Here is an 18,903-nt window from a genome sequence, read left to right as displayed (position 1 = left end):
TAGAAAAGGGGATTATTATGCGAATCAATCCAGGTGAAGTTTCTGATGTGAAAACACAGTTTATCGAGAAAATTGCTGATAATATGAATTATTTTGGTGTGTCGACTAGTGTTGGCCGCGTTTTGGGGATAATTTACATGCAACGTGAACCCATGACACTAGATGAATTATCCACTGAAACTGGTATGAGTAAGACACGTATGAGTCAGGTTGTCCGCGAAATGATTGATTATAATATCGCTGAGCGTGTGTTTAAAAAAGGTGTACGAAAAGACCTATACCAAGTTGAGCAAGATTACTATCAAACCTTCGTATCTTTATTTACATCCACATGGCAAAAAGCAATTAACAAAAGTAAACATTTTGAGAAAAGGCTGCAAACACAATTAGAAATGCTGCATAAGGAACGTGAATTGACGAAGGAAGAGGAAAAAACAGTTAATGAAATTCTAATAGAAATACGTGAATGGATGGATTATTATGACTGGATTATTCGTCTGGTCGATTTTTTCGAAAGCGGCGAGGTATTTAAACATGTACCTAAGAAGAAAATGTAATCATAGGAGGAATTATAAATGGCAATGAATAACGTTATTTTATCATGTGCAATTACAGGTGCGGGAGATACAACCGAGAAAAGTCCTCATGTACCGGTTACACCTAAAGAAATAGCTGATTCTGCTATTAAAGCTGCCAAGGCAGGCGCGACGATTGCACATATTCATGTACGTGACCCACAAACAGGGAAATTAAGTCATGATGTAAATCTATTCAAAGAAGTGGTCGAACGTATTCGTGAATCCGATACAGATGTCATTATCAATATTACTGCTGGCGGTGGCGGTGATTGGATACCAGGTGATGCGGATCCAACTGCAGGCGGGGAAGGGACTGATATGCAAACCCCTGAGGAACGTCATGAACCAGTTGGATTGCTGCTTCCGGAAATATGTACATTAGACTGTGGAAGTGTGAATTTTGGAGATCAATTATATGTCAGTCCTGCTGATTGGCTGCGTAAACAGGCAGCATTAATTAAAGCAAGCGGTGTAAAACCAGAGCTTGAATGCTTTGATACTGGCCACGTGCGCTTCGCAAACCAATTAGTGAAGGAAGGGTTAATTGAGGGCGATCCATTGTTCCAGTTTTGTCTAGGAATTCCTTGGGGTGCAGACGCAGACGCGGAAACACTTTCGTATATGAGAAGCAGGATACCTGAAAATGCTAACTGGGCGGCATTTGGTATTGGCCGCATGCAAATGGAAATGGTTGCTCAATCGGTCCTCCAAGGCGGAAATGTTCGTGTGGGGCTGGAGGATAATCTTTACTTGAAAAAAGGTGTATTGGCAACGAACGAGCAGCTTGTTGATAAAGCAGCTGGGATAGTTCAAAGCTTAGGTAAAGATGTTATGTCACCGGCGGATGCCCGGGAATATTTAAACCTGCGAAATCCCAATTAATGGAAAGGATGAATAATATGACGTCAACACAGATTAAACACATTACAGTAGTAGGCACCGGGGTAATTGGAAATGGATGGATTACCCGGTTCTTGGCAAATGGTTATCATGTTACAGCTTTTGATGTTGATTCTGCTGCCGAGTTACGCATGCGAGAAGCTGTGGAAAATGCCTGGCCGGCGATGGAGAGAGCTGGGTTAGCAGAAAATGCATCCACTGATAACCTATACTTTGAACAGAATCTTGAACGAGCAGTGCGTAATGCCGACTTTATTCAGGAGAATGTTCCGGAGCGTGAAGCATTGAAACGTAACGTAATTGCTGAGATTGATCAATTTGCTAAAAAGGAAACAATCATTGCATCAAGTACATCTGGGATTTTACCGAGTACACTGCAAGCTGATTGTACGAAACATCCAGAACGGGTCATTGTAGCACACCCATTTAATCCGGTTTATTTAATGCCGCTTGTGGAATTAGTTGGCGGTAAATCTACTAATCTGGCCTTTATCGGCATAGCGGAAGAGTTTTATCGTGCATGTAAAATGAAACCACTTGTCATAAGACAGGAAATTGAGGGTCATATTGCCGATCGTCTGATGGAAGCAATTTGGCGTGAGGCACTTCATATTGTGAATGATGGTGCTGCAACAACGGAGGAAGTAGATGCATCGATTGTATATGGACCAGGCTTGCGCTGGGCGCTGATGGGACCGTTTCTAACGCTGCACATGGGTGGAGGCAAACAAGGAATGCGTCATTTACTGGAACAGTTTGGACCAGCATTAAAACTGCCATGGACAAAGCTTGAAGCACCAGAATTAACTGATGAGCTTGCAGAGAAAGTAGTTTCGGGTTGTGAACAGCAAACAGCAGGTGTAAATATGGAGGATTTGGAAAAGCGCCGTGATGAGTTTTTGATTGAATTACAGGAATTATTGGAAAAGTATTGGCCAGCAGCCAATTTGACAGGTAAACTTTAAGAGGGAGGAGGACACGTATGGCGGTTGGAAAAGTAATTATCAAAGATAAGGTTCGTAAAGAATGGATTGATTATAATGGTCACATGAATGACGCTGAATATGTACGGGTATTCAGCTGGGGTGTTGACCGCTTTATGAAATTAATCGGTATTGACGATACATTTCGTGAAGAAAATGGCTATACGATTTTCACAATGGAAAGCCATGTTTGCTATTTAGCTGAAATGAAGCTTGACGAACCACTTGAGGTCCACTTGTCTATGCTTGATTACGATGCAAAACGAGCGCATGTCTTTTATGAACTCTATGGTGCTGACGGAAAGCGTGCTGCAACGAGTGAACAAATGCTAATGGGAATGGATCAAATAACTGGGCGTCCAGCGCCATTTCCGGATACGATAGCAGCAAATGTAAAAGAGCTTGCTGCTAAGCATACACCTGAGAAGAAGCCCCATGAAGCCGGGCGGGTAATTGGGATAAGACGGAATAAATAAATGAAAAGGAGCTATTAGGGAATGAACCGAAGAGCTCCTTTTTCAACTTTATTCTTTTTCCTTTATCCTCTAATGCCTCCAGTGCAGACCGTCTTCCTTTACCTTTTTCCCCAATATGAATAGTTGGTGCCTGATACGTATCAGAAGCACGAATATCCTGGTTCGAAGCTTTCATAAACGACCATGCCAAAAGCAGCATGATAAATATGATTGGAAATCCCGCTACAATACTAGCTGTTTGCAATGTTTCCAGGTCGCCTAGGTACATTAAAGCTAATGGCAGTACACAAAGTGTAAATGCCCAAAATAAACGGTTCCATCGAAGGGGCTCTCCTCTTACCTCTGTTTGTGTAACAGATGCCAGGATATAGGATGATGAATCAAATGTTGTAGCAAGAAAAATAATTGCCAAAATGGTAAAGACAGCCACGATCATATTTGAAAGCGGAAGTTGATGCAGAATTGCGATAATCGCCGCCGGAGCACCATTTTCATTCATAAACCCAATGACATCGAATGATCCAGTAAGCTGAAGATATAAGCCAAAGTTGCCCATGATTCCAAAAAACAAAATACATCCAATTGTGCCATAAATCATCGTACCAAGAATCATTTGCTTAATGGTCCGTCCACGTGAAATCCGTGCAACAAACAATCCTACAAACGGTGCATACACAAGCCACCATGCCCAATAAAAGATTGTCCATGATTCCGGGAAGCCTGTCTCATTAAAACCTGCTAAATTGCCAAAGGGTTCCAACCATGTTGCCATTCGGAAAAAGTTATCCGTAATTAATCCAATACTGCTAAAACTAGTTTGACTAATAAATAGTGTTGGTCCGAATAGAAAAATAAATAAAAGAACAAAAATAGCTAGCCATAAATTTACATCACTCAATAGTTTGATACCTCTGCTTAACCCCGAATAAGCACTGATAGCAAAAATTAGTGTACATACCAGCATGATAACGGTTTTCAGGCCCAGTGTAATTGGTATTCCAGTTAAATCATGCACACCTTCTGCAATCATTGGTGTACCAAGTGCCAATGTTGTACCTGCACCGCCCATTAATCCAAAAATAAATAATACATCTATCAATATCCCTAATGGACCATCAACAAGCTTGCCGAGAACTGGGCGTACGGACTCGCTGATTTTTAAAACCGGCTTTTTCCGAACGTAGTAAAAGTAAGCAATTGGCAAAGCCGGTAATGTATATATTGCCCAGGCAATTGGCCCCCAATGGAAAATACCATAGGATGATGCCCATTGAATTGCCTCGTTCGATTTAGGTGTGATTCCAAAAGGGGGACCCTGATAATAATAGGCCCATTCAATCATTCCCCAATACAAAATACTTGATCCAATTCCCGCTGCAAATAGCATTGCTGCCCAGGAAAAAGTGCCAAATTCTGTTTGTTCCCCTTTGTTTCCCAATTTAATTTGACCATTTTTGCTAAAGGCAACAAATAGCAAGAATGCAAATGTTAAAAGCCCCATTAATAAATATAGAACACCAAAATTTTCGGTCATAAATGTATTTGCAAGATCAACAGCTTTCTTTCCTGCCTCCGGAAACAGCATTAATGGGATAGTGACCCCCAAAACCAGAATTAGTGAACCTATAAAAGTTGGCCAGTCAATTAATTTAGTCTGCACGGAAAACCATTCCTTTCTTGATGCTACCTTTAGTATGTTTTATTTAAAAAATGTTAAACAAACTTCTTTACCTTTCCGTTACGTTAACGTTTATAGTTAAATGGAAGGAGCTGATGAATGTGCATATAAAGGAAGCAGCAAAACGATTAAATACAACGGCAAGATCAATTCGGTTTTATGAAGAAAAGGGACTAATATCACCAACAAAAGATTCTGAGAATGATTACCGGGCATTTACAGAAAATGATTTAATGCGATTAAGTACCATTTTGGCATTAAGGGAAATTGGTATTTCCATTGAGAACATAAGAAAAATTTTAGAGAATCCTGAAATCGACATCAAGCAGTACTTGAATATTCAGCGAACTGCCTTGTTTGAAAAATGGATTGAGATGAAAGATATGATTGAGACGATTGATAAAATGCTTGAACAGCCGGACGATAATGAACATTTTGCAGAAGATATTCAAAAGCTGTCCCAGCATCTAAAAGCAATGAAAAGCATTCGAAAAAGCTGGAAGGATAGGTGGAATTTTGATAAGCAGGCTGCAGGTTACGATCAGAATATCAAAATGCATGGATATCGGTTTAACGTACATCAAGATTACGATAATGCCCTGGATATGGTTGCTGGTACTGTATCGATGCAGACAGGTGATACATGTCTGGATATTGGCATTGGTACTGGGAATCTTGGTTCGAGGTTTCTGGACAAAGGCATAAACGTTATCGGTGTTGATCAATCGGAGGAAATGCTGAAAAGGTGTCAGGAAAAGCATCCTTCCATTGAAACGCGGAAAGGACATTTTCTTGCGCTTCCATTAATGGACAATCAAGCAGAAGGTGTTGTATCAAGCTATGCATTGCATCACATACCTGATAACGAGAAATTATTGGCACTGCAGGAAATGTCGCGTGTTGTAAAGGATAACGGACAAATATGTATAGCTGATTTGATGTTTTTGGATGCCAATCACAAAAAGCAGGTATTGAAGAACTTTCTTGTGGAAGGCAATTTGGAAGCTGCAGATGCAATTGACGATGAATATTATGCCGACAGATCCATGCTGGTCGATTGGTTTAATCAACACAAATTTCGTGTTGAGACACATCAGTTTAATGACATTTTACACATGATCTATGCAGTTAAAGGAGAGAGATAAAGTGATGGAACAAGCTGCAAAGGACTTAATTGTCTTAGATTTCTGCAGTTCAACATATGAAATGGAACTAGAAGATTACAGCCTGCCAGCTGATCAATTAAAATTTACAGCAACGCCAAAGGAGGCGATTACACAAAGTAAAATGGATGGTGAACGGTATCCTGTTGTTATTCTTTGCCGTAATATTCCAATCGGCTTTCTTGTTTTACATGACTGGAATGGCGCTAAACAGTATACCAATAACCGACGCGCAATTTTAGTACGTGCTTATTCGATTGATAGTCGTTATCAAGGTAAAGGGTATGCCAAGCAATCATTGAAATTGCTCACAGCTTTTGTAAAAAAACACTTTCCGAATAAAAATGAAATTATTCTTGCTGTATATCACAAGAATACAGTGGCGCAAAACCTTTATCGGAAAAGTGGGTTCACTGAAAATGGTACCAGACTAATGGGAAGAAAAGGGGAATTAATTGTCATGTCCAAGGTGATAACTAATGAGCTTTTAGACCCGAGGATACCTATTGTAAAAAGCTGCTCATTGTAATGAACAGCTTTTTACCTTATTTATGAAAATAATTTGTCAATCCTGAAACAATTCCCTCGGCTACATTTTTCTGATAGTCTGTTGTTTGAATCAAGGATAGGTCATGCGGATTTGTGATAAAACCTAATTCCACAAGAACTGAAGAAGTATTGTTTTCCCGTAATACATGATAATTTGATTTCATAATTCCTCTGTTCTCCATGTTTATATCTTGTGTTATGGATGCCTGAATATTCCGTGCAAGATCGCGGCTTGTCCCATATGAATAATAGTGTGTGCTAATGCCTTGGATCGGAATTAACGGAAAAGCATTGAAATGAATACTGATGAATGCATCGGTATTATAGGCATTGCTGATACTCACACGTTCTTCAAGCGGAACAAAATAGTCGCTAGACCTTGTTAATATTACAGCAGCACCTGCTGCACGAAGTTGTTGTGCAATGTTATCTGCAGTCATCATAATCAAGTCTTTTTCATAAATACCATCAATTCCAATTGCACCAGGGTCTTTTCCGCCATGTCCCGGGTCTAGTACTATGTTATATCCTTCAAGACCTGAAACTTGATTTTTGTTTTTCGTTATTGCATTTTTTGATTTAGTGTCTGCACTTGTTAACCAAGCGGCAATCCAGCCTGTCGCACCATTACTTAATCTGACTTTATGCCAGTCGTTTGTCGTTTCAAGTAATTTAAATGTGCTGCCTTTTGAGGTGGATCCAATAACCTTATATGCTGTTCCTGGACCTGTTCTGATTTGCACCTCATTTTTAGTAACGGTAAGTTCCGTTTGTTTTGTTGTTGTATTCTTCTGATCGCCTGCAGGGAACAAATATTGTGATGCAACCCATGCTTCATGTCCACCATAATATGTCTGAACCCAGCCAAATGACTCTTGGAAAGCTACAACGTGATCCCCTTCTGTTAGCTGGCCAATAACTTCTGCACTATAAGATGGCGCAGAGCGGACGTTTAGTGAAGATGTTCCGACTTCATAAATTTGTCCATTTTCAGCCTGAATTGCGGGAATAAAAATAAATAAAAATAGCAGAATGCCAATCCCAACTGATAATAAGTGTTTTAATCTCATGTTAACCTCCCTTGATGAAATGATTGTAATAGTGTAATAATTTCCAATGTAATAATTGGGTAAACTTAATTATACCAAAATAATCCAAAAGAACTATCTTTTTTTGCAGCAATTATGCGGAAATTGGAAATTGAGAGCAGATACTTATTAAAAAGCAAAAGATTTTCATCCATAAAAACTATTAAACTATGATAGAATTATTTGAAATAATAGTGTAAGTCAATTTACTTCTTTAGAGATTGCTGGAATGGAGATAGGAAATGGGTATCAATGATGTCATTATTTTTATAGTAGTTGCTTTCCTGTTTATAGGGGCTATCGACAAATGCTTCGGAAACAGACTGGGCTTTGGCGAGCGTTTTACAGAGGGTTTCATGGCAATGGGTTCTCTTACATTGGCAATGGTCGGAATTATTTCCCTTGCACCTGTTATTGCTGGTATTATGACGCCGCTAATTGCCCCCATTTATGGAGTGATTGGAGCGGATCCTTCTTCATTTGCCAATACAATATTGGCGATAGATATGGGTGGATACGCATTGGCACAGGAAATGTCCGTAACGCCTGATGCGGCATTATTTTCGTGGGTGTTTTTAGGAACAATGATGGGGCCAACTATCGTATTTACGATACCAGTGGCACTAGGGATTATTCAGAAAGAGGATCATAGTTATTTTGCCAAGGGAATTCTCATAGGTTTGATCACCGTACCTATCGGGTGTTTAATGGGTGGCTTAGCTGCAGGATTTGATGTTGTAATGATTATAAAAAATCTGCTGCCATCAATAGTTTTCTCAATCCTGATTGCAATTGGTCTATGGAAATGGCCTGGTAAAATGATTTTTGGATTTTCCATCTTTGGGAAATGCATTGAAATTATTGCAATCCTGGGTCTAACCGCAATCATTGTTGAAACACTAACTGGGATCATTGTTATCCCCAATATGACTCCGCTAAACGAAGGCATCAAAATAGTAGGTTCGATAGCGGTATTTCTTGCTGGGGCTTTTCCTATGGTATTGTTTATTTCAAAGGTACTGAAAAAACCGTTGGAGAAGGCAGGAACTATGTTAGGCATAAGTGATACCTCCACAGCGGGGTTAATAGCGTCTCTTGCACACAATATTCCTATGCTGTCTATCTTAAAGGACATGGATCCAAAAGGTAAAGTTATCAATGTAGCATTTGCTGTTAGCGGGGCTTTTGTTTTTGGAAGTCATCTAGGTTTTGTTGCGGGGGTTAACAAAGAGATTGTGTTTGCTATGATTGTAGGTAAACTAGCGGGAGGAATCAGTGCTGTGCTGTTAGCTGGTTTTACGTTAAAAACTGAAAAATGACTCCAGCGGAATACTGGAGTCATTTTAAGCTTCAAAAAATAGGGGTTATAAAATCTGCAGCTCTTTGGGAAATGAAGTCAAAACTTCAGCTTCACCGTTTTCATTAATATAAACCTCATCCTCGATTCGAACCCCGCCATAATTAGGAATGTAAATCCCCGGTTCAATTGTAAAAAGCAGTCCATTCTCAGCTATTTGATCATTATTTTCATGAATGGAAGGCTCCTCATGAACTTCAATACCCAATCCATGACCAACACGATTGTTGAAATAATTCCCATAACCATTTTCCTTGATGACATTCCTTGCCTTAATATCAAAAGTTTTTAATGGTACACCTGCTTTTACAGCTTTAATGCCTGCCTGATTTGATTGCAGGACAATGTTATATATTTCTTTTTGCTTTTCTGTTGCTTCACCAATAATAAATGTTCTCGTAGTGTCAGAGCAGTATCCTTCATTTGTAAAAACACCAAAGTCAATTAGCAGGAAGTCACCTTTTTGAATTGGGCGATCCCCAGGTGTTCCATGTGGTAATGCTGCCTTTTCACCGGCTAGGACAATGGTTGAAAAGGATGGGCCAGCTGCACCGAATTTTTTCATTAAGTATTCTAATTCTGCTGCAAGTTCCGTTTCAGTCATCCCCACTTGAACTTTTTTAATCCCGTCGGCAAGCACGTTTTCAATAATGTCAACGGCCTTTTGTAAATGTACTATTTCGTGTCTGGATTTTTTTAATTTTTGCTTGTTAATAAACGGTTGAATGTCTTTATAGGTGGCTTTGGGAAAAACTGCTTGTAACTGATTATGCTGGAACATGCTCACGGATTTCATTTCAAGTCCAAAATGGCTAATTGTCTCCCCAAGCTTGTCTTTAAGTTTGACATATGGATTCTCCTCATCGGAAATCGGGATAATGTTTTTAACGAAGGACGCATTATCAGCAATTTCCTTGTCTAATGCAGGAACGAAAAGTGTATGTTCTTGGTTGCGGTTGTCAACAATTAGTGCCATAAATCTCTCATGCGGGTCAGAATTGAACCCGGTATAATAGAAAACATTTGCTTGAGAAGTGATCATCGCAATATCGATGTTATTTTCAATTAGGTTATTTTGCAGTGTAGTTAATCTAGCTTGATAATCAATATTCATCATACAAACCTCCAATTTCTTTCCTTAATATAATTTAACATTTCTTTACAAAGCTAGCACCATAAGCTCCTCATCATAATATATATCATTAACTTTCAATGCACGCCGATCTACTCCGTATGTTTTAAATCCAAATGCTTTATAAAGCTTTTTTGCCGGTTCATTGGTTGCAACAACAGATAAATATACCTGTTCAATCCTATTCATTTGCTTCACCATTTCTAAAGCATCAATCATCAACTTCCTGGCTATTCCACTGCCGCGTTTTTCCGGGGTAACATACATAGCATAAATGTTCGCTCTATGCTTAATTTTAGGCCTTTGTTCCCTTACAATACTAACGACCCCTGCTAGTGTTTCATTTTCAAAAGCTCCAATTGTGCAGGAGTAATCATCTTCCAATCTGTTCTGAACCTTTTCTAAGGAGTAATGTTTCTCCTCTTCATAACTGGATGCAAATGCTTCTGGATTAGTTTGCAGTGCTTCCAATCTTATTTCAATGTAGGCATCAGCATTGCTGGAATTTAATTTTCTGATCTCCATCCCGATTCCCCTCGCTTTACTCAGTATATGAATAAACCTCGTCCATGATATGTTTTTATGCAGGGACGAGGTTGTATAAATCTATTTTCCAGATTTTACTTCTTTACTTAGTGCTTTAAAAAGCGCAATGACCATTAGTATCATGACAAAGGAAAACGGCAGTGCGGCGATAATAATGGTATTTTGAATCGCTGTTAACCCTCCAACGTAAAGCAAAATAAGTGCTACAGCAGATTGTGCGACACCCCAAGCTACTTTTACATTGTTTGGCGGTGTTAAGGAACCATTAGTTGACTGCATACCTAGAACGAATGTCGCTGAGTCAGCTGATGTGATAAAAAATGATGCAATAAGTAATATAGCAATTATAGATAAAATGAGAGATAGCGGCAAGTTGTCAAACATGTTGAATAACACAAGTTCCGTCTTATACTGTGTTAAATCAATACCACTATTTTGAACATCACCTGCTGTTGTACCGAATGCAGCAAACCAAACAGATACAAAAAGTGTTGGGATAATCAGTACACCGGTAATAAATTCACGAATTGTGCGTCCACGTGAAACACGGGCGATAAACATGCCAACAAACGGTGCCCATGAAATCCACCATGCCCAGTAGAAAATTGTCCAGCCATCAAGCCATGATCGATTATCGCCTTCAAGCGGGGCAGTACGGAAACTCATCTCTAAAATATGCTGTAAATACAAACCAAATGTTTCTGTAAACATATTTAAAATTAACAAAGTTGGACCGACGATTAATACGACAATCAACAGTATAACAGCTAGTACCATATTTGTATTAGATAAATATTTAATTCCTTTACTTAAGCCTGACCATGCTGAGGCAAGGAACAAAATGGTGACGACAAGAATAATCATAAATTGTGCTGTAAAGCCAATTTCAATGCCAAATAGGTGATTTAGCCCGCCATTAATTTGCACGGCACCAAAGCCGAGTGATGTTGCTACACCGAATACGGTAGCAAATACGGCAAGTACATCTATTAACACACCAAGCGGTCCGTTCATTTTATTACCGAAAAGCGGCTTCAATGTTGCGGAAATTAAACCAGGTTCCTCTTTGCGGAATTGGAAAAACGCCAGAGCCAGCGCGGTAATGGCGTACATTGCCCAAACATGCAGCCCCCAGTGAAAATACGCATAGGAGAGACCTTCCTTGAATGCTGCGCCAGTTCCTTCCTCTGATGTTGGCGCATCAACAGCATAATGGAATAACGGCTCAGCGGCACCATAGAACACCAGACCGATTCCCATACCAGCCGAGAATAACATGGCAATCCATGTAGCAGTAGAAAAATCCGGTCGTTCATGGTCCTTCCCAAGCCGAATTTTCCCATATGGACTTAGAGCTATAATAATTGAAAAAATAACCATAGCAGACATAAGAAGCATGTAATACCAGCCAAAATTTGTTGCTACGAATGTTTTAATATTTCCGGTGATTTCCTCAAACTGATCGGGAAAAGCAGCACCAAAGGCAACAGCTAATATGACTAAAACAACAGTGATGTAAAAAACTTTCGAGACTTTCTTCATGAATCCTCCTATTAAAATTTCGACATTATACGATTATTAACAATACCAAACTCCATAATGCAATGCAATTTATGGGCTAAATAGAAAAAAGGAATTTATAAGTGTACATAGAATATATTAACTAGGAAACGAAAGTATATGGGGGATTTTTGTGAAAAAGAGATATTTGTTTCTGGTTATACTATTATCTTGCTTTATCGTCGGTTGCAGCGGTGAAAAGGAAGAAGGGGCAGCATACATTACTACAAACGAGGATTCTGAATATACACGTACTTTTAATGAACTTGATATAGGTATGTTGCATGACTTCCATTTAAAGTTAACGCAAGCAGATAAGAGCTGGGTCACCATTTGGGTAGAGGGTTACAGAAACGGAGAAAAGACGGAGCCATTTCATCTGGCGGAATTCTCTATTGGTTTAAGCCCTAATAAGGTCGAAAAAGGTCATCTAGGACTTGGGATAATAAATTCAACTAGTGAAGATGCCTCATTATTCATATACGCTCTTGGTTCAAAAGCCAATTCAGATAACCTGAAAAACATCTTGTCGACCGATTATAAATGGAATTATGCTACTGGGAAAGAAAAAATAGAACTTGAATTTGGACAAACAAAGATTATAGGGGCATACAGGCAAGTAGAAAAATCGTATATATCCTCATACGATTTTGAGGATCCCGATGCTGTTGAGCAAATGATAAAGGAGGTGACACCGTTCTTTTGCTTAAGATTAAAATAGAGGAAAAAAATGAGATTGATTTCAATGATGAATGAACTGAACAGTGAAGTGCCTGGTAGAGCACCCCACTTTCAGCATCTTAGGCTCGAATCCACTTCCAAATTTCTTTTGGTGTGGCATTCTTACCGTACATAAGAATTCCAGTTTTGAAGATTTTCCCTGCTAGTTTCATACATAACCAGACACTGACAATTAAAATAGCAAATGCAATTACAATTTCAATCCATGGCCATTCATCCAGCATTGATAATCGAAGGAGCAATACTCCCGGAGATGTGAAAGGAATATAACTTCCGAGCTGTGCGAAAAACCCGCTTGGATCATTCACAACTGGCCCAATGAAGATAACTGGCAAAAATGGCAGCATCAGAAGCATGCCTTGAAAATTGCCGGCAGTTGTAATATCTGATAGTGTCGCACCAATCCCGACAAATATAGAGGCAAACAACAGATATCCTAAAATAGCTATAACAACTAATAATGCTGTTTGCGGGACAAATAAATACTCGAAGATAGGGATATCCGTTTTCCATATAGCAACTGGCAATGCAACTAAAAGAATTACGACACCTTGCGTAAGTCCCAAAACGAAGTATCCTAGAATTTTCCCTTGCATCAATTCAGCTGGTGTTAAAGATGATAAGATGATTTCGGCAATTTTATCTTTTTTCTCCTGTGAAGCACTTTGAAAAATATTCATTCCAGTTAGAACGATCATTATTAGAATGATACCAGCAAAAGCCCCAGGTACAACACGTTTCATCGGATCCTCTGCAGAATCTGTTTGCACCACGTCTGCGGCCGCATCTTCAGCGGTTGTTTCATGAAATACGAGTCCCTTAGAAATGACGGCTAGTTGTTCGTCTGATAATTGAAGCTGTTCCATCTGCATGGTACGAATTGGTGCCGCCAATACGTTTACCTCACTAGCAAACATGGAATCTATATCTTCACTCGTGTAAACGGGAATGACCCCGTTTGTCAACGCCTCCTCGTTTATAAAAATATATGCAGCGTCTTCGCTCGATTGCAGTTCATCCTTAACCTCAGATTCCGTTAAATCAGTTTGCTGCAATTCCCAATTTAGCTCGCTTTGATTAACAGTTTCCTGCAAGCTTGCAAAAACATTTAGCGTGTCATTAACAAAAACGTTTACAGCTTCCGCGCCTTCATTATCCGAATCACCAAAAATACTCGGTATAAAAAAGAAAAATAACATCAGTGCCGGCGTTAAAAAGAGAGAAATAATAAACGATTTGTTTTTCATATTCCGTTTAATTTCCCATTTGGCAACCTTTAATGTGTTACGCATGTACAACACCTTCTTCCTGCAGCAGGTTTTTATCTGTTGCTATATCGATAAATATTTCATGTAATGAGATACGGTCAATTGACAGCTCTTGAACTGTTAAACTATCAGGCAGGCTCTTTAGCCAGCTCGCAGCCTGAACATCTTTTGACAGATATAGTATCGAAGTGTCATTTTCCTGTTCAACCCGTTGAACATCTGGTAAGTGTTCAAGCACAGCACGATCATTTTTCCCGCGGATAGTACACTTGAAATTTGCGTATTGTGTTTTCACATCGTCCATGTTGCCGTATATGATTTTCTGTCCGCGATGGATCAAAAACAACCTGTCGGCCATTTCCTCTACTAAGTTCATTTGATGAGAGGATAATAGGATTGCCGTGCCTTTTTGTGCAAGGTTACGAATTTCCTGTTTAAATAGTTCCTGACTGACGGGGTCAAGTCCGGAAAATGGCTCATCTAAAATAAGAAGCTCAGGTTCGTGAATAATGGAGGCAATGAACTGTACTTTTTGTCCCATACCCTTTGACAGTTCTTCCACTGAAACGTTTTCTTTTCCTTCCAGGTCAAACTTTTTTAAATACGTAAGTGCGCGTTCCTTGGCCTTTTTTAACGGATAGTCTTTTAGCTCTGCCAGATAAAGCAGAATGTCCATAACTTTAACGTTTTTATACAGCCCGCGCTCTTCAGGCAAGTAGCCGATTTTATGACGGGGGATTTCCTTATGATTTTGAAAGGCAATCGTCCCCGCGTCTGGGTACATAATTCCCATAATGTTGCGGATTGTTGTTGATTTTCCTGCACCATTTGGACCTAATATTGCCATGATTTCGCCTTTCCTGACTTCAAAGGAAATATGCTTGATAATTTCCTTGTCTTTAAACGACTTCCCTAGATTCTGAACGGATAAAACGGTTTCCATAAGCTACCCTTCCTTTCCTGCGTTTAATAAATGGGAGACAATGTCTTCCAAATCGAGTTTGCTTCGATCCGTCCACGTGACATTGTTCTTTAGTAAAAAGTTCTCTGTAGCAGCTGGGTCATTTGAAATGAGCTGGTGTTTCTCCCTTGTGACCTCTCCTGGTATTCTCTGTTCCGGAAAGGCACCATGTATCCAATACCGCATGTAATGCTCTGTTAGTGTTTCTTTTTCAAATGTACCAACATGCTTCCCATTTTGTATTACGCATAAGTAGTCGGAAAGTTTCCTGATATCCTCAGCTTGATGGCTTGCGATAATTATTGCACGTTCATCCTGATCCATCCAATCTACCACCAAATCAACGAATTGCTTTTTTGACGGCATATCCATAAATGATGTTGGCTCGTCAAGCAGCAATAGTGGTGTATTTCTGGGAATGGTCAGTGCAAGACTGAGTTTCTGCTGTATTCCCTGTGAAAGTTTTCGGTACGGTTTGTTTAAGGGTATATTAAATAGCTCAACTATTTGAATGAACAGTGCATCATCCCAATTTGGATAGATAGGCGCAATCAACCTTTTAAGTGTATTTCCTGAATAAGCATCCCATCCAATTCTAGTTTGGGGAAGGTATGAAATCTGATTCTTCCAGCTTTCATCCTGACCATAGACAAACTTGCCAAAAACTTTAATATTTCCGACGTCAGGATTTGCTAAATTCATAATAAGTTTGAGTAACGTACTTTTTCCAGATCCATTATTTCCGACCAATGCAGTTATCGTACCAGGCACGATACGCAAATCAATAGGTCCTAATTGAAAATCGTCATCTATTTTTTTCTGTAAATCACTTATTTCCAGCCATGCTTTCATGATTAATCTCCCTTCTCGTTCTGACTTAATCGTTGTGATCGTATTACTTCTTGGAAAATTTCTTCTATTTGATCAAGTGAATAATCGTATTGAATTGCCGTATCTACAGCCTTTTCAATCGTCTGATAAACAGATGAAATCTTTACCTGCTGCTTCGTTGCATCTTCTATTTCAGCGACAAACGTTCCTTTACCTTGGGAAGTACGAATAAACCCCTGGTGTTCTAAGTCCTGATAAGCTCTTCTAGTTGTGATTATGCTAATTTCCAAATCCTTTGAGAGTGCACGAATAGATGGCAAAGGTGTTCCCGCGACTAATTGCCCGCCAGCAATAAGTGCTTTTAATTGGTTTTCTATCTGATGATAGATTGGCTCTCTTGAATCCTTAGAAAGCCGTATCGGCAGTTCCACGGCAATCACCTCTTATAAATAGTCTAGTTTTTCCATCGTTTTTTTCATATATCGCTGCCAGTAGTTAAAGCCAAAGAAAGCCAGTAGGATGGAAAGTATACTGGATAGGAATGGCCACTTTTGAGCAAAAATTATTGTCCATTGTACAACACCGTAATCGGAAATTAACTGGAATATAGCGAAAACAAACAGCGCTATTAAAATGAAAATAAATCCATAAACGATCGCCGTGGTTGCTCTCAATTTTTCGCCTGCGTCACTAGCAGGAAAGATGGATCCTGCATATATTCCAAAAGCTAACCAAATAATTGAAAATACACCATAAGACCCTAGTGACATCAATTCTTGTAATTCCGGTGTCAGAAGGTATAGGGAAACTAATAAAGCAAGCTGAAATGGAAACGCATAGACGAAATGCACAATAAATCTGCTTTTAACAATAATCCCTTTTCTTATAGGCAGCTGGTTTAACATAACAAGCGATGGCGATGCAAAAATCTCCCCATTAATTTTCTTATTTTGAAAGTCCTTTGGCTTCGTCCATATCATGGATACCGTGAAAAATAAGATAAAAAAGACATCAAATCCCGCGAAATTATTCTCCAGATAAGAACCTGCTGAGGATACAAAAAATAGCATCATAAAGATAAAAAACACAAACAATCCCAAAAACCCTTTTTTCGATGCACGTAACTCAAACCTTGCCAACCAAAAAGCATGCTTCCAGTCCTGCATAAAAGTAACTCCTTTCAAACTGTTATACTGTGTATGTGTATATATACAGTTTATTTTACCTTTTAGGAAATTGCAAGGGTTAATCTATAAGAATAGATGGAAAGTTAGAAAACTGATAAAGTAATTGTAGATAAGGGAGTGATTGGGAATGAAGTATGGCACTATTGGTACGAGCTGGATTACAGATTCATTTATTAAGGCATCTCAAAAAACAAATGACTTAACACTAACAGCGGTATACTCACGATCTGAAAAGAAAGCAAGGCAATTTGCGGATACATATGCAGTCGATTACGTTTTTACCGACTTAGAACAGATGGCAAAAAGTAATGTGATAGATTGTATTTACATTGCATCACCGAATTCACTGCATTATGAACAAGCAATTTTTTTTTTAAAGCATAAAAAACATGTCATTTGTGAAAAGCCGATTTTTTCAAACACGAATGAGCTTAATGAAGCATATAAAACAGCGGAGGAAAATGGAGTCTTTTTGTTTGAGGCAATCCGCAGCATACATTCACCTAATTTCAAACAATTAAAATCGAATATTTCAAAGGTTAGTAAGGTAAGAAGCGCAATTCTGCATCAAATTCGCTATTCATCGAAATATAATAGTTATTTAGACGGTGACAATCCGAATATTTTCTCTGCAGAATTTTCCGGCGGAGCGTTAGTTGATATGGGGATATATCCGCTCTATTTAGCAGTGGCTCTCTTCGGGAAACCCGCTAGTGTTTCATATGTTGCTTATAAATTGGAATCTGGGGTAGACGGCAGTGGGACACTTGTTTTGAATTATGGGACATTTACTTGTACAGTAATTTGTTCAAAAATAGTCACTTCATACATTCCATGTGAAATCCATGGTGAGAATGGAACATTTGTATTTGATGATGCTTCGAAAATGAATAATCTTACATTCATTGATAATCAAACCAGTAAGGCAATGTCAATTGAATCCCCTGATATAGAGGAAGATATGGTGTATGAGATTGGTAGTTTTGCGAGAATTATCGAAACGAATAGTGTTGAGGAATACGAGAATCTGAAAAAGCTTAGCCAAATAGTCCTTTCCATTACGGAGGAAGCACGAAGACAAAATGGCATTGTGTATGCATGTGAGAGATAAGAAGAATCAGGTATAATGGACTGGTGACTATATGTGGTTTGTCTGTTAATCTAATGGAAGCAAGCAAATTTAATAAAATTTATTTCAACTACTAGGGGTGCCCTTAAATGTGGGCTGAGAGGGAAGCGTATAAAGCTTTCTGACTCTTATCGACCTGATCTGGTTAATACCAGCGGAGGGAAGTAGTCATGATACATTCGTCTATTTTCCTTTACCTAAATCAAGTCAGCCCCAATAACGGTGCTGGCTTTTTTTTTGCTTGCCATTTTTTAAAAAAGGAGGGGTGTGATGCATCATCGTACAAGGGTACTTACAATCATGGCGGTTTTTATAGCTATCGGCGTAATGGGTGCGCAATTGTTATGGTTTCCCGCAGGCATTGCAAAAGCGTATCCAGTTCAACATGCAGTAAATGTAATGGCTGCTATAACACTTGGACCTGTTCCAGCTGTGGTTATCGCATTTATGACTGGACTGATTCGGAACCTGCTTGGACTTGGAACATTGATTGCATTTCCAGGTGGGATGATTGGGGCCTGTTTAGCTGGAATATTGTACAAAAGGTTTGGTCATAAAATGCTAGCCGTAATTGGAGAAGTGGTCGGCACTGGGGTAATCGGTTCACTTTTAGCGGTACCATACGCAAACCTATTGATGGGAAGCTCACTTGGCGCGTTTGTGTTTTTACCATCATTTTTAGTAAGCAGTATTTCAGGCGCATGTATTGGCTGGTTTGTTGCTGTTCGTATTAAGCGCACAAATGTGTTACCAAATGTATAATAAGGAGGCAAAAA

Annotated in this window: 20 protein-coding genes and 1 riboswitch; of the genes, 10 read left to right on the top strand and 10 right to left on the bottom strand. The window is 39.1% G+C overall.

The genetic code is table 11. The annotated features are described in order from the left end of the window. Positions 1-17: 17 nt before the first annotated feature. From IEV74_RS07560 to IEV74_RS07545, 4 genes are read left to right on the top strand one after another with little or no spacing between them, the layout of a single operon-like run. The gene (locus IEV74_RS07560) at positions 18-557 is read left to right on the top strand and encodes a GbsR/MarR family transcriptional regulator (protein WP_188454760.1); all 540 of its coding nucleotides are present in this window, start codon (positions 18-20) and stop codon (positions 555-557) included. Positions 558-581: 24 nt separating this feature from the next. After that, complete coding sequence (locus IEV74_RS07555) at positions 582-1,460, top strand: beta-keto acid cleavage family enzyme (RefSeq protein ID WP_188454856.1); 879 nt, start codon at positions 582-584, stop codon at positions 1,458-1,460. Positions 1,461-1,477: 17 nt separating this feature from the next. Further along, complete coding sequence (locus IEV74_RS07550) at positions 1,478-2,443, top strand: 3-hydroxyacyl-CoA dehydrogenase NAD-binding domain-containing protein (protein WP_229683089.1); 966 nt, start codon at positions 1,478-1,480, stop codon at positions 2,441-2,443. Between the two features lie 17 nt (positions 2,444-2,460). Then, positions 2,461-2,937, top strand: coding sequence for a thioesterase family protein (locus IEV74_RS07545; RefSeq protein ID WP_188454758.1), 477 nt, complete (start codon positions 2,461-2,463; stop codon positions 2,935-2,937). Here the strand turns inward: IEV74_RS07545 and IEV74_RS07540 are convergent. Beyond that, positions 2,870-4,597, bottom strand: coding sequence for a BCCT family transporter (locus tag IEV74_RS07540; RefSeq protein WP_188454757.1), 1,728 nt, complete (start codon positions 4,595-4,597; stop codon positions 2,870-2,872). The two genes, IEV74_RS07545 and IEV74_RS07540, sit on opposite strands and share 68 nt — an antisense overlap. Positions 4,598-4,647: 50 nt before the next feature. On the opposite strand from IEV74_RS07540, the gene IEV74_RS07535 reads away from it, so the two are divergent. Together IEV74_RS07535 and IEV74_RS07530 are read left to right on the top strand one after the other, a co-directional pair. Then, a complete protein-coding gene (locus IEV74_RS07535; RefSeq protein ID WP_188454756.1) occupies positions 4,648-5,760 on the top strand; it encodes a MerR family transcriptional regulator in 1,113 nt (370 codons plus the stop codon). Between the two features lie 4 nt (positions 5,761-5,764). Then, positions 5,765-6,307: a GNAT family N-acetyltransferase gene (locus IEV74_RS07530; protein ID WP_188454855.1), complete on the top strand. Its 543-nt coding sequence runs from the start codon at positions 5,765-5,767 to the stop codon at positions 6,305-6,307. A gap of 16 nt (positions 6,308-6,323) precedes the next feature. On the opposite strand, the gene IEV74_RS07525 is transcribed toward IEV74_RS07530, so the two are convergent. Then, complete coding sequence (locus tag IEV74_RS07525) at positions 6,324-7,397, bottom strand: N-acetylmuramoyl-L-alanine amidase family protein (RefSeq protein ID WP_188454755.1); 1,074 nt, start codon at positions 7,395-7,397, stop codon at positions 6,324-6,326. 260 nt (positions 7,398-7,657) lie between these two features. Here IEV74_RS07525 and eutH point away from each other — a divergent pair, with 260 nt between their 5' ends. Then, positions 7,658-8,734 carry an ethanolamine utilization protein EutH gene (gene eutH, locus IEV74_RS07520; protein WP_188454754.1) on the top strand — a complete coding sequence of 359 codons (1,077 nt, stop codon included), beginning with the start codon at positions 7,658-7,660 and terminating at the stop codon, positions 8,732-8,734. Positions 8,735-8,779: 45 nt separating this feature from the next. On the opposite strand, the gene IEV74_RS07515 is transcribed toward eutH, so the two are convergent. The 3 genes from IEV74_RS07515 to IEV74_RS07505 all read right to left on the bottom strand — a co-directional run bounded on the left by IEV74_RS07515 (position 8,780) and on the right by IEV74_RS07505 (position 11,992). Beyond that, positions 8,780-9,886: a M24 family metallopeptidase gene (locus IEV74_RS07515; RefSeq protein ID WP_188454753.1), complete on the bottom strand. Its 1,107-nt coding sequence runs from the start codon at positions 9,884-9,886 to the stop codon at positions 8,780-8,782. A 45-nt stretch (positions 9,887-9,931) separates the two neighbouring features. Beyond that, on the bottom strand, positions 9,932-10,429 hold the full coding sequence (locus IEV74_RS07510) for a GNAT family N-acetyltransferase (RefSeq protein ID WP_188454752.1): 498 nt from the start codon (positions 10,427-10,429) through the stop codon (positions 9,932-9,934). A gap of 81 nt (positions 10,430-10,510) precedes the next feature. Further along, a complete protein-coding gene (locus IEV74_RS07505) occupies positions 10,511-11,992 on the bottom strand; it encodes a glycine betaine uptake BCCT transporter (protein WP_188454751.1) in 1,482 nt (493 codons plus the stop codon). Between the two features lie 151 nt (positions 11,993-12,143). On the opposite strand from IEV74_RS07505, the gene IEV74_RS07500 reads away from it, so the two are divergent. Next, complete coding sequence (locus tag IEV74_RS07500; RefSeq protein WP_188454750.1) at positions 12,144-12,731, top strand: hypothetical protein; 588 nt, start codon at positions 12,144-12,146, stop codon at positions 12,729-12,731. A 79-nt stretch (positions 12,732-12,810) separates the two neighbouring features. On the opposite strand, the gene IEV74_RS07495 is transcribed toward IEV74_RS07500, so the two are convergent. From IEV74_RS07495 to IEV74_RS07475, 5 genes are read right to left on the bottom strand one after another with little or no spacing between them, the layout of a single operon-like run. Beyond that, complete coding sequence (locus tag IEV74_RS07495) at positions 12,811-14,043, bottom strand: ABC transporter permease (protein WP_188454749.1); 1,233 nt, start codon at positions 14,041-14,043, stop codon at positions 12,811-12,813. After that, positions 14,036-14,962 carry an ABC transporter ATP-binding protein gene (locus tag IEV74_RS07490; RefSeq protein WP_188454748.1) on the bottom strand — a complete coding sequence of 309 codons (927 nt, stop codon included), beginning with the start codon at positions 14,960-14,962 and terminating at the stop codon, positions 14,036-14,038. The genes IEV74_RS07495 and IEV74_RS07490 overlap by 8 nt, the downstream gene beginning before the upstream one ends. A gap of 3 nt (positions 14,963-14,965) precedes the next feature. Next, positions 14,966-15,832 carry an ATP-binding cassette domain-containing protein gene (locus IEV74_RS07485; RefSeq protein WP_188454747.1) on the bottom strand — a complete coding sequence of 289 codons (867 nt, stop codon included), beginning with the start codon at positions 15,830-15,832 and terminating at the stop codon, positions 14,966-14,968. 2 nt (positions 15,833-15,834) lie between these two features. After that, the gene (locus IEV74_RS07480) at positions 15,835-16,242 is read right to left on the bottom strand and encodes a GntR family transcriptional regulator (protein WP_188454746.1); all 408 of its coding nucleotides are present in this window, start codon (positions 16,240-16,242) and stop codon (positions 15,835-15,837) included. Between the two features lie 12 nt (positions 16,243-16,254). Next, positions 16,255-16,977, bottom strand: coding sequence for a hypothetical protein (locus tag IEV74_RS07475; RefSeq protein WP_188454745.1), 723 nt, complete (start codon positions 16,975-16,977; stop codon positions 16,255-16,257). Between the two features lie 148 nt (positions 16,978-17,125). Here IEV74_RS07475 and IEV74_RS07470 point away from each other — a divergent pair, with 148 nt between their 5' ends. Both IEV74_RS07470 and thiW read left to right on the top strand, forming a co-directional pair. Further along, a complete protein-coding gene (locus IEV74_RS07470) occupies positions 17,126-18,109 on the top strand; it encodes a Gfo/Idh/MocA family protein (protein WP_188454744.1) in 984 nt (327 codons plus the stop codon). An 83-nt stretch (positions 18,110-18,192) separates the two neighbouring features. Beyond that, positions 18,193-18,307, top strand: a riboswitch (TPP riboswitch). 90 nt (positions 18,308-18,397) lie between these two features. Then, entirely contained in the window at positions 18,398-18,889 is a 492-nt protein-coding gene (gene thiW, locus IEV74_RS07465) for an energy coupling factor transporter S component ThiW (RefSeq protein WP_188454743.1), read from the top strand. The last annotated feature ends 14 nt before the right edge of the window (positions 18,890-18,903 follow it).

Source organism: Virgibacillus oceani (assembly GCF_014638995.1).
GTDB classification, from domain to species: Bacteria; Bacillota; Bacilli; order Bacillales; family Amphibacillaceae; genus Virgibacillus_E; species Virgibacillus_E oceani.
The sequence above is the reverse complement of the archived record's forward strand: the minus strand, read 5'-3'. Positions and strand labels throughout refer to the sequence as shown.

What these genes read in the sequence shown, in the direction of transcription:
- IEV74_RS07560 (WP_188454760.1), top strand. Translation starts at nt 18, where the DNA reads ATGCGAATCAATCCAGGTGAAGTTTCTGATGTGAAAACACAGTTTATC.
- IEV74_RS07555 (WP_188454856.1), top strand. Translation starts at nt 582, where the DNA reads ATGAATAACGTTATTTTATCATGTGCAATTACAGGTGCGGGAGATACA.
- IEV74_RS07550 (WP_229683089.1), top strand. Translation starts at nt 1,478, where the DNA reads ATGACGTCAACACAGATTAAACACATTACAGTAGTAGGCACCGGGGTA.
- IEV74_RS07545 (WP_188454758.1), top strand. Translation starts at nt 2,461, where the DNA reads ATGGCGGTTGGAAAAGTAATTATCAAAGATAAGGTTCGTAAAGAATGG.
- IEV74_RS07535 (WP_188454756.1), top strand. Translation starts at nt 4,648, where the DNA reads ATGTTAAACAAACTTCTTTACCTTTCCGTTACGTTAACGTTTATAGTT.
- IEV74_RS07530 (WP_188454855.1), top strand. Translation starts at nt 5,765, where the DNA reads ATGGAACAAGCTGCAAAGGACTTAATTGTCTTAGATTTCTGCAGTTCA.
- IEV74_RS07525 (WP_188454755.1), bottom strand. Translation starts at nt 7,397, where the DNA reads ATGAGATTAAAACACTTATTATCAGTTGGGATTGGCATTCTGCTATTT.
- eutH (WP_188454754.1), top strand. Translation starts at nt 7,658, where the DNA reads ATGGGTATCAATGATGTCATTATTTTTATAGTAGTTGCTTTCCTGTTT.
- IEV74_RS07515 (WP_188454753.1), bottom strand. Translation starts at nt 9,886, where the DNA reads ATGAATATTGATTATCAAGCTAGATTAACTACACTGCAAAATAACCTA.
- IEV74_RS07510 (WP_188454752.1), bottom strand. Translation starts at nt 10,429, where the DNA reads ATGGAGATCAGAAAATTAAATTCCAGCAATGCTGATGCCTACATTGAA.
- IEV74_RS07505 (WP_188454751.1), bottom strand. Translation starts at nt 11,992, where the DNA reads ATGAAGAAAGTCTCGAAAGTTTTTTACATCACTGTTGTTTTAGTCATA.
- IEV74_RS07495 (WP_188454749.1), bottom strand. Translation starts at nt 14,043, where the DNA reads ATGCGTAACACATTAAAGGTTGCCAAATGGGAAATTAAACGGAATATG.
- IEV74_RS07490 (WP_188454748.1), bottom strand. Translation starts at nt 14,962, where the DNA reads ATGGAAACCGTTTTATCCGTTCAGAATCTAGGGAAGTCGTTTAAAGAC.
- IEV74_RS07485 (WP_188454747.1), bottom strand. Translation starts at nt 15,832, where the DNA reads ATGAAAGCATGGCTGGAAATAAGTGATTTACAGAAAAAAATAGATGAC.
- IEV74_RS07475 (WP_188454745.1), bottom strand. Translation starts at nt 16,977, where the DNA reads ATGCAGGACTGGAAGCATGCTTTTTGGTTGGCAAGGTTTGAGTTACGT.
- IEV74_RS07470 (WP_188454744.1), top strand. Translation starts at nt 17,126, where the DNA reads ATGAAGTATGGCACTATTGGTACGAGCTGGATTACAGATTCATTTATT.
- thiW (WP_188454743.1), top strand. Translation starts at nt 18,398, where the DNA reads ATGCATCATCGTACAAGGGTACTTACAATCATGGCGGTTTTTATAGCT.